1 protein-coding gene, 3 rRNA genes and 1 pseudogene are annotated in these 1,902 nt (G+C 58.5%); 1 reads left to right on the top strand and 4 read right to left on the bottom strand.

Annotated elements, in window-relative coordinates; all coding sequences use genetic code 11:
- Window positions 1-611 (top strand): annotated as a pseudogene (locus BTIS_RS11505) (IS256 family transposase); the annotation flags it as partial.
- 128 nt (window positions 612-739) lie between these two features.
- Here the strand turns inward: BTIS_RS11505 and rrf (BTIS_RS11500) are convergent.
- The 4 genes from rrf (BTIS_RS11500) to BTIS_RS11485 form a co-directional block, all read right to left on the bottom strand.
- A 5S ribosomal RNA gene (rrf, locus tag BTIS_RS11500) occupies window positions 740-856 on the bottom strand.
- A 58-nt stretch (window positions 857-914) separates the two neighbouring features.
- The gene (locus BTIS_RS11770) at window positions 915-1,118 is read right to left on the bottom strand and encodes a hypothetical protein (protein ID WP_143248956.1); all 204 of its coding nucleotides are present in this window, start codon (window positions 1,116-1,118) and stop codon (window positions 915-917) included.
- Window positions 1,119-1,257: 139 nt separating this feature from the next.
- Window positions 1,258-1,375, bottom strand: a 5S ribosomal RNA gene (gene rrf, locus BTIS_RS11490).
- Between the two features lie 167 nt (window positions 1,376-1,542).
- Window positions 1,543-1,902: ribosomal RNA gene (locus BTIS_RS11485) — 23S ribosomal RNA — on the bottom strand; the annotation flags it as partial.

Below are 1,902 nucleotides of genomic sequence, written 5' to 3'. Positions count from 1 at the left end.
TATTCGGGCTCACCGGCATGAGGCCCCGGCTGGAGGCGGGCAGACGGCTCAGACGCATCGCCCTCGCCCTGCCGCGCGTCAGGGACGGCGCGGCCGCGGCCGATTGGCTGGCCTCCTATAACCAGTGGGAGCAGGACTTCGCGGGCTTCCTCGACGAGAAAAGCGAATACGCCGACGGCAGCGTGAACGACATGCACCAAAGACTCGTCAGGGCCAGGCGCATGATCCGCGGACGCATCCGCGAGGGGCGCCTGTTCACGTTCCTCGACGAGGACCTGACGGAGAACGGAACGATACCATCCACGAACAACCTCATCGAATCATGGAACGGACGGATCCGGGACATGCTGCGCCATCACCGCGGACTGCGCCTGATCCGGCAACTGAAGGCGATCTGCTGGTGGTGCCACCAGCACACCGAACACCCCGAGACGGACGCATGGCTGGCAGCGAACGCGGTCACGGACGAACGGCTGGAGAGCCTCTACCGGAAGGCATGGGAGAACAGCCCGCAGGGCCGATACGAGACGTTCGGCATCCCCATGCGCCACGGCACCGGCATCGACTGGAACGACTTCCACACCCGGGTCGACTGGCCATCCAACGACTAGACCACCAGACACACATTTTGGCCTATAAGCCGGGTTATTGGGTTATAGGCCAACGGTTGTTGCTGACTGTAATCCTGAAAAACAAAAAAACGCTTGTCAACTTCGACAAGCGTTTTATTAACGAGTAAATGCTGCGGTGTGCTACTCTCCCACACCCTACCGAGTGCAGTACCATCGCCGTGCCAAGCCTTAGCTTCTGGGTTCGGAATGGATCCAGGCGTTTCCCTTGGGCCATGACCGCAGCAAGAAATAAGATACACTAACCTTTCTAGGTTACCAAATATCGGCGTGTCGCGCTTATTCCTAGGCGCTGGCTCGATTGCTCAGTTGCTCCGTGATTATCCAGGCGCGCTGATCGTCGTATCCCATGATGAGTGGTTTCTTCGCGCGGCCGGATTCGCCGTTGAAAAATAAAAGAAAAGGCTGTTGCCGCCACTGAATCGAAGTGGCGGCAACAGCCTTTTCTGTAGTTTCCCCATCGCTGACATGAATAAGCATCAGGGGCATGGGAATAATAAGGCCTTGGAGGGTGTCTTCAAGACCCTTCGACAAATATGAAGAGAGGCTTTGGGGTGTTCCCCAAAGCCTCCGCGGATATAAGAGGAGGTCCGGCGGCTGTTGCCGTCGGACCTCCATGACGTGGTGTGTGCGGTGGTGTGCTACTCTCCCACACCCTGCCGGGTGCAGTACCATCGCCGTGCCAGGTCTTAGCTTCCGGGTTCGGAATGGATGCCGGGCGTCTCCCCTGGGCCATGACCACCGCAAGAACTATAAGAACCAGGACCATCCACCCCCAAGGGGGGAGACGATCCCGTGGTGGCGGTTTGGGAACCGGCTAGCGGACGCGATGTGATCTCGTCTGGTCGATCGCAGTTGGATCATCAGGTGCTCCGTGTCGTCCGGGATGATCACGTGGGATCAATCCGAGGATTGGAGTGTCGTACTCGTCCGTTAGTACCGGTCAGCTCCACCCCTCACAGGGCTTCCACATCCGGCCTATCAACCACGTGTTCTCCATGGGGACTATCCACGCCCCGAGGGGCGTGAGGGAATGCTTATCTTGGAGAAGGCTTCCCGCTTAGATGCTTTCAGCGGTTATCCCATCCGAACGTAGCCAACCAGCCGTACCCTTGGCAGGATAACTGGCATACCAGAGGTTCGTCCACCCAGGTCCTCTCGTACTATGGGCAGGACTCCTCAACATTCCAACGAGCGCAGAGGATAGAGACCAAACTGTCTCACGACGTTCTGAACCCAGCTCGCGTGCCGCTTTAATCGGCGAACAGCCGAA

It is taken from the genome of Bifidobacterium tissieri (genome assembly GCF_002259645.1).
Classification (GTDB): domain Bacteria; phylum Actinomycetota; class Actinomycetes; order Actinomycetales; family Bifidobacteriaceae; genus Galliscardovia; species Galliscardovia tissieri.
This window is presented reverse-complemented; position numbering and strand designations above follow the sequence as displayed.

Excerpts from the sequence above, each read along its gene's own strand:
- BTIS_RS11770 (WP_143248956.1), bottom strand. The coding sequence starts at position 1,118 with ATGCCCCTGATGCTTATTCATGTCAGCGATGGGGAAACTACAGAAAAG.